General features: G+C 39.7%; 6 protein-coding genes, 16 tRNA genes and 1 rRNA gene. 22 read left to right on the top strand and 1 reads right to left on the bottom strand.

The features are described 5' to 3' along the window. The first annotated feature begins 122 nt into the window (after positions 1 to 122). The 22 genes from rrf to J7E67_RS17690 all read left to right on the top strand — a co-directional run bounded on the left by rrf (position 123) and on the right by J7E67_RS17690 (position 5,157). Positions 123 to 239, top strand: a 5S ribosomal RNA gene (gene rrf, locus J7E67_RS17795). 14 nt (positions 240 to 253) lie between these two features. After that, positions 254 to 328 (top strand) — tRNA-Asn (locus tag J7E67_RS17790). A gap of 4 nt (positions 329 to 332) precedes the next feature. Then, positions 333 to 424: transfer RNA gene (locus J7E67_RS17785), tRNA-Ser, on the top strand. A gap of 19 nt (positions 425 to 443) precedes the next feature. Beyond that, positions 444 to 518, top strand: a tRNA-Glu gene (locus J7E67_RS17780). Between the two features lie 9 nt (positions 519 to 527). Then, positions 528 to 603, top strand: a tRNA-Val gene (locus tag J7E67_RS17775). Between the two features lie 29 nt (positions 604 to 632). Further along, positions 633 to 706: transfer RNA gene (locus J7E67_RS17770), tRNA-Met, on the top strand. Between the two features lie 2 nt (positions 707 to 708). Continuing rightward, positions 709 to 785, top strand: a tRNA-Asp gene (locus J7E67_RS17765). A 142-nt stretch (positions 786 to 927) separates the two neighbouring features. Beyond that, positions 928 to 1,003, top strand: a tRNA-Phe gene (locus tag J7E67_RS17760). A 16-nt stretch (positions 1,004 to 1,019) separates the two neighbouring features. Next, a tRNA-Thr gene (locus J7E67_RS17755) sits at positions 1,020 to 1,095 on the top strand. A gap of 26 nt (positions 1,096 to 1,121) precedes the next feature. Then, positions 1,122 to 1,206: transfer RNA gene (locus J7E67_RS17750), tRNA-Tyr, on the top strand. A gap of 5 nt (positions 1,207 to 1,211) precedes the next feature. Continuing rightward, positions 1,212 to 1,285: transfer RNA gene (locus tag J7E67_RS17745), tRNA-Trp, on the top strand. Between the two features lie 11 nt (positions 1,286 to 1,296). Next, positions 1,297 to 1,372: transfer RNA gene (locus tag J7E67_RS17740), tRNA-His, on the top strand. A 31-nt stretch (positions 1,373 to 1,403) separates the two neighbouring features. Next, a tRNA-Gln gene (locus J7E67_RS17735) sits at positions 1,404 to 1,478 on the top strand. Between the two features lie 4 nt (positions 1,479 to 1,482). After that, positions 1,483 to 1,557, top strand: a tRNA-Gly gene (locus J7E67_RS17730). An 8-nt stretch (positions 1,558 to 1,565) separates the two neighbouring features. Then, positions 1,566 to 1,639 (top strand) — tRNA-Cys (locus J7E67_RS17725). A gap of 44 nt (positions 1,640 to 1,683) precedes the next feature. Then, positions 1,684 to 1,769: transfer RNA gene (locus J7E67_RS17720), tRNA-Leu, on the top strand. A gap of 27 nt (positions 1,770 to 1,796) precedes the next feature. Further along, a tRNA-Leu gene (locus J7E67_RS17715) sits at positions 1,797 to 1,878 on the top strand. Between the two features lie 158 nt (positions 1,879 to 2,036). Next, on the top strand, positions 2,037 to 3,032 hold the full coding sequence (locus J7E67_RS17710; RefSeq protein ID WP_214732535.1) for a tyrosine-type recombinase/integrase: 996 nt from the start codon (positions 2,037 to 2,039) through the stop codon (positions 3,030 to 3,032). A 291-nt stretch (positions 3,033 to 3,323) separates the two neighbouring features. Beyond that, complete coding sequence (locus J7E67_RS17705) at positions 3,324 to 3,551, top strand: hypothetical protein (protein ID WP_179602067.1); 228 nt, start codon at positions 3,324 to 3,326, stop codon at positions 3,549 to 3,551. Positions 3,552 to 3,719: 168 nt separating this feature from the next. Next, on the top strand, positions 3,720 to 3,989 hold the full coding sequence (locus J7E67_RS17700; protein ID WP_214732534.1) for a DUF4190 domain-containing protein: 270 nt from the start codon (positions 3,720 to 3,722) through the stop codon (positions 3,987 to 3,989). 154 nt (positions 3,990 to 4,143) lie between these two features. Next, positions 4,144 to 4,620, top strand: a complete 477-nt coding sequence (locus J7E67_RS17695; RefSeq protein ID WP_214732533.1) for a hypothetical protein — start codon at positions 4,144 to 4,146, stop codon at positions 4,618 to 4,620. Positions 4,621 to 4,818: 198 nt separating this feature from the next. Then, positions 4,819 to 5,157 (top strand): YolD-like family protein, encoded by a 339-nt coding sequence (locus J7E67_RS17690; protein WP_214732532.1) that lies wholly within the window; start codon positions 4,819 to 4,821, stop codon positions 5,155 to 5,157. 39 nt (positions 5,158 to 5,196) lie between these two features. Here J7E67_RS17690 and J7E67_RS17685 read toward each other — a convergent pair whose 3' ends face one another. Continuing rightward, a complete protein-coding gene (locus tag J7E67_RS17685; protein ID WP_214732531.1) occupies positions 5,197 to 5,379 on the bottom strand; it encodes a hypothetical protein in 183 nt (60 codons plus the stop codon). Positions 5,380 to 6,000 lie beyond the last annotated feature (621 nt).

Here is a 6,000-nt window from a genome sequence, read left to right as displayed (position 1 = left end):
AAGGCATACTCGTTTTTACAAACTTCTTCTGCATTATCTAGTTTTGAGGGAATGAAAAAAAAAAAAATTCCTCTTGAAAAATATGAAAAAGACATTATAATAAAATAGTGTCGTATAAATGGTCTGGCAATAATGGCGAGAAGGTCACACCCGTTCCCATACCGAACACGGAAGTTAAGCTTCTCAGCGCCGATGGTAGTTGGGACATGCGTCCCTGTGAGAGTAGGACGTTGCCAGGCTGTAATATTATTATTCCGCAGTAGCTCAGTGGTAGAGCTATCGGCTGTTAACCGATCGGTCGTAGGTTCGAGTCCTACCTGCGGAGCCATTATGGAGAGCTGTCCGAGTGGCCGAAGGAGCACGATTGGAAATCGTGTAGGCGGGTAACCCTGTCTCAAGGGTTCAAATCCCTTGCTCTCCGCCATAATTTCTTTAAAAGATATGGCCCCTTGGTCAAGCGGTTAAGACACCTCCCTTTCACGGAGGTAACACGGGTTCGAGTCCCGTAGGGGTCACCATTGATTTGTGGAGGATTAGCTCAGCTGGGAGAGCATCTGCCTTACAAGCAGAGGGTCGGCGGTTCGAGCCCGTCATCCTCCACCATATTTTCAAAAATGTTATATTTTCATTGTCGCGGGGTGGAGCAGTCCGGTAGCTCGTCGGGCTCATAACCCGAAGGTCGCAGGTTCAAATCCTGTCCCCGCAATTGGTCTGGTAGTTCAGTTGGTTAGAATGCCTGCCTGTCACGCAGGAGGTCGCGGGTTCGAGTCCCGTCCAGACCGCCATTAATGTTGGCTCAGTAGCTCAGTCGGTAGAGCAGATTGCTCACTTCACTGGAAATGCTTCTGCGGCAATCTGCGAGAAAGAACGAAAGTTCTTTTGAGCAAAGGACTTAACAAGAATGGTTGTAGGATGTAATCCTAATATGGCTCAGTAGCTCAGTCGGTAGAGCAAAGGACTGAAAATCCTTGTGTCGGCGGTTCGATTCCGTCCTGAGCCACCATTTAAACTAAAAAAATGCCGGGGTAGCTCAATTGGTAGAGCAACTGACTTGTAATCAGTAGGTTGGGGGTTCAAGTCCTCTCGCCGGCACCAGAAGTTACACAGTGAATATAATATGTGGAGGGGTAGCGAAGTGGCTAAACGCGGCGGACTGTAAATCCGCTCCCTTCGGGTTCGGCGGTTCGAATCCGTCCCCCTCCACCATTTATAGGGGTATAGTTTAAAGGTAGAACGAAGGTCTCCAAAACCTTTGGTGTGGGTTCAATTCCTACTACCCCTGCCAATTATATTGTGGCGATTGTGGCGAAGTGGTTAACGCACCTGATTGTGGTTCAGGCATTCGTGGGTTCGATTCCCATCAGTCGCCCCATAATATTATTATTAAATAATTAGAATAACATTGGGCTATAGCCAAGCGGTAAGGCATCGCACTTTGACTGCGACATGCGTTGGTTCAAATCCAGCTAGCCCAGCCAATTTGCGGAAGTAGTTCAGTGGTAGAACATCACCTTGCCAAGGTGGGGGTCGCGGGTTCGAATCCCGTCTTCCGCTCCAATGTATATGGCGGCATAGCCAAGTGGTAAGGCAGAGGTCTGCAAAACCTTTACCACCGGTTCGAATCCGGTTGCCGCCTCCATAAAACATTTGCTAGGTATGGATAAAAACAGGTAATTAGATTTTGCCGGGGTGGCGGAACTGGCAGACGCACAGGACTTAAAATCCTGCGGTAGGTGACTACCGTACCGGTTCGATTCCGGTCCTCGGCATTGCTTTATCAAAACAATTTTATACGCGCCGGTGTGGCGGAATTGGCAGACGCGCACGACTCAAAATCGTGTTCCGTGAGGAGTATCGGTTCGACCCCGATCACCGGTATCAATTTGTTTACGAAAGAAAAACGAGAATGCTCGTCATATCAACGTTTTAAGCGTTCCTGCTACGGTAGGGACGCTTTTTTCGTTGCCCTAAAAACCGTCTACGAATAAGTTCAAATCTGACGCACCTGTTAATACGCAGTGGAGGTCGACTGATCGATGAGCAGGAGAAAAAACGAGTTAAATCAACGGGAAATACGGATTATGGAAACAAAGGTGAAGACTTACGTAGAGTCGTTTGCCGCTGCATTGGATTTATTTCTAAAAGACTGTGAGGTACGTAATTTACGTCCACATACCATTCGTTACTATCAAAATGAAATCCACGCATGTTTGAATCAACTAAGGGAGCAGGGGATTAACGTTGAAACGTTGTCGCCCGTACTTGTTACACAGGAACATATAAAAGAAAATGTAATTGCATATATGCGTCATCAAAAGGGTTTACGAATAGTGACGATTAATACACGATTACGAGCATTACGGGCGTTCTTTAACTATCTGTTTAAGGCGAAACATATTCCACAAAATCCTTTTGATGGCATTACGTTATTGAAAGATAGGAAGACAGTAATAGCGACATTTTCGAAGGAACAGCTCAATAAGCTATTTAAGCAACCAGATTTAAAAACTTTCACTGGAGTTCGTGATTACACGATACTAATGCTGTTATTGGAAACTGGTATACGTGCTAGCGAATTGGTAGGCATATCGATTGAGGACATTCTATGGGAAGATGATTTAATCATAATTAGACAATCTAAAAGTTATCGTCAACGACAAGTACCTATTACGAAACCAATGAGGCAACAACTGAAGAAGTATATCACTATACGAGGTAGCATTGAGACGAATGCTTTGTTTGTCACAGTCGATAGCAATCCGTTGTCTAAACGTGGCCTTCAGAATCAGATAAAGAAGTATGGAAATGAAGCTGGAATTAAAGGAGTTCGATGCAGTCCTCATACATTTCGTCATACGTTTGCCAAATTGTCGGTGCAGAACGGTGCGAACATATTTGAGTTGCAAGCAATCTTAGGACATACTTCGTTTGAGATAGTTAAGACATACGTTAACCTTTTCGGGAATGACGTAAGAGATCGGCATAGGGAATTTTCACCGTTAAGGATGTTGGATAACTTAATCAACCCTTGACTGATAAAAGTAGAAATTTACGCCATACGAATAGGGTTTGTCTTCAACTTATTTTCCGCCATTGGCATATGAATATGGTGCGTCGTAACGTTCAAAAAAACGAACTTGGACGTGCAGAATCAGCACAGCCCTCATTCACCGTTGAATTACGAATTTAAGTAAGCCCGATAGCTTACGTCACCTTAACGGGTGGCGTTTTTTCTTGTTAAACTAACGTGGCAGGTTAACTTAATAAGATACAGGGATTACCCTTACAAAAATCGAATATATAATTTTAAGGGGTGATCAATATTGAATAGAAAAATTGCTATCTCTTTATTTTCTTTGTTTCTCTTTTTAGCTTGGCTTCTTTGGGGAATTTATGTTTCTACTGGAGAAGAGTGGTTGACAGTCCTTTATATTGAGCAAACAAGTGAGGATACCTTCGTTGCCAGAGTTTCAGATATAAAAGTATTAATTGGTGCAATTGCATCAATACTCATTGGATTTACTCTTTATTTGATTAGCAGAAAAAAGTAAATGTTATTGGGCTAACGGGGGCATTACTGGAACAACGGTAATGCTTTTTTCTTATTGAAGTAACGGGGCAGGATAGTTTAACCAAATATTTCTAGTATTTTTGTAATAAGAGGATAATTCGTCAAATAAGATAGAAAAAGAAAATTTCTATAACAAGAGGGGTTTAACGTGAAGAAAACAAATAATAAATCCATCGCTGCACTTACGTTGGGCATATTATCAATAATAGTGCCTTACATTGGTTTAGTCCTTGGTATTATTGGGCTTGTTTTATCATCTAAAAGTATTGTAGAGATTGATAATTTAAGTGAAAATGGTAGAGGTTTGGCAATTTCAGGAAAGGTTTGTAGCATAGTAGGAATAAGTCTTCACGCCCTTCTAATTTTACTGATGATTTTGTCAATAAGTGTTTATTACATTACTGAACCCTCAAAGTAATTTTAACTAACTGGTTACTTATGTTTAACAAAGAGTCGTATCTGCGGCTCTTTTTCTTGTTCCACTAACGGAGCAGGTTTGTGAAATAAATTTTTATAAAAGTATCTGGATAAGTGGGTAAAAAAGCACACACCATAAATAAGGAGGTGATATAATGAAAAACCCAAAATTATTTTATTTCGCTTTACTAATTTTACCTTGGCTAACAGTTCCATTCTTTGGTCGAAATTCATTAAAAAAATTTCTTCCAGCATCAATATTTATAGCAACATTCAACAAAGCAATAAATTTATACGGTGAAAAGAAAAAATGGTGGCGATTTTATAAGGTAGTGCCACCATTGGATGGTATGACCTTTTTTAATTTCGGTCCATATATTGTTACAAGTCTTTGGATGTTAAAACTGACTTTTGGTAAATTCCCATTGTATATAATTTCTAACCTAATTCTTCACATTAGTTTTACATTTTTAGGTGGATTAAAATTGTTAGACCGTTATAAAATTGGTTCCTTAGTAAAATTAACAAAATTTCAATTCTTAGTAGTTAACTCTTTAAGGGCATTATTGCTTTATGGTTTTCAATTTATAAATAATTTTAGTCATAATACAAAAAGCTTTTCTAACAAGTAATCAAATTATCACAAATTTCCTAAAAATAAAAGCACTGAATCTTGTTCTTATATATGGCACATTGTGAAAGTTTTCACTTAAAGTAACGGGTGCTTTAATTGAATAAGAAAGTTAAAGACTGCTGAAAAAGTGGTCTTTTATTTTTTTTACAATTAGAACGTTTGTTCGTGTGCGATGGTAACGAAGGAGATGAACGAAATGACAATACGTGATCGAGGAAAACTTAAATGGCAGCCTGCGTCCTTTTTACCGTTAGCATTCGAAATGCAGCGTGAGATGTTTAAGGACCAGGAACGACAAGCACGGCCAATAATAGACGAAAATCAAGCGGAGGAATTCGATCAGCGGATATGCTATGCGATGGAGTTTAACCTTGCGGTAAAGATAACCGTCTGGGACGATGGCTTTACGTTGGATATAAATGGACGTGTTCATTACGTTGACCCGATTACGCACCAGCTTCGAATTGAAGTCGAGATTGGCGAATACCACCGGATTGCGTTGAAGGATGTGGTCGGAGTTCAGGTCGTTCTTTAGATAATAAAGAAAAGCCCTTTTTAGGGCTCTTCGATAATATCAATTCTTAGAAATCCTCTCAATTTTATAGGTATAAACAAAACCACTTGTTACAACCGATCCACTTGTTTCACCGCAATAAGGGCAATCTATATACTCTCGCTCTTTACCTCCTGGAACACCCATATCAGTAACTTTGTAGTTAAAATCTTTGCCGCATTTTTGGCAGGTCTCAGTGTTCATAAAAATAACCTCCTGTTTTTCATTACATACACAATTATAATTCTTCTTGTTAGAGCATATTCCTTCTCTATTTACCGCTATAATTGATTAGAATGGCCTCTAAACATTGTATTTAAGGTAATTATTGCAGATTAACTATATAGTAAACGATTTATGCCGCATAGAAGTTGATGATGAGATTGCGTTCCACACGTACCAACGTTGACTAACGTAGTAAACGGTATAACATCGTTATTCCTGTTGCTGATGCGAACCAAGCCGATGCCGTCGTTACATTTGGGAATATGCCTACTGAAATAACATAGAGATTGTTGGTTCCATGACATACATATTGGATCGAATTGACAATAACCAGTGACCACTAGACACAATCGAGATTACTAACTAAAAGTTTTTATTTTCAGACAACTTCTATAAACCTTGATACATAAGGGTTTTGTGCGAGATGAAAATTTTGTCGAAAAATATTTGAAAAATCTTGACGACTTTTTTGTCTTCTCATTGCTTATATATATGAGGGGATATTATTAGGTCTAAAGTTGTTATTGCGGAAAATGTCGAAAAGTATTAGTGAAATCTTGACGACTTTTTTGTCTTCTCATTGTTTATATATATGAGGGC

The organism is Bacillus sp. ISL-46 (genome assembly GCF_018613205.1).
This window is presented reverse-complemented; position numbering and strand designations above follow the sequence as displayed.

Coding starts and splice junctions, on each gene's coding strand:
- J7E67_RS17710 (WP_214732535.1), top strand. CDS start 2,037: ATGAGCAGGAGAAAAAACGAGTTAAATCAACGGGAAATACGGATTATG.
- J7E67_RS17695 (WP_214732533.1), top strand. CDS start 4,144: ATGAAAAACCCAAAATTATTTTATTTCGCTTTACTAATTTTACCTTGG.
- J7E67_RS17690 (WP_214732532.1), top strand. CDS start 4,819: ATGACAATACGTGATCGAGGAAAACTTAAATGGCAGCCTGCGTCCTTT.
- J7E67_RS17685 (WP_214732531.1), bottom strand. CDS start 5,379: ATGAACACTGAGACCTGCCAAAAATGCGGCAAAGATTTTAACTACAAA.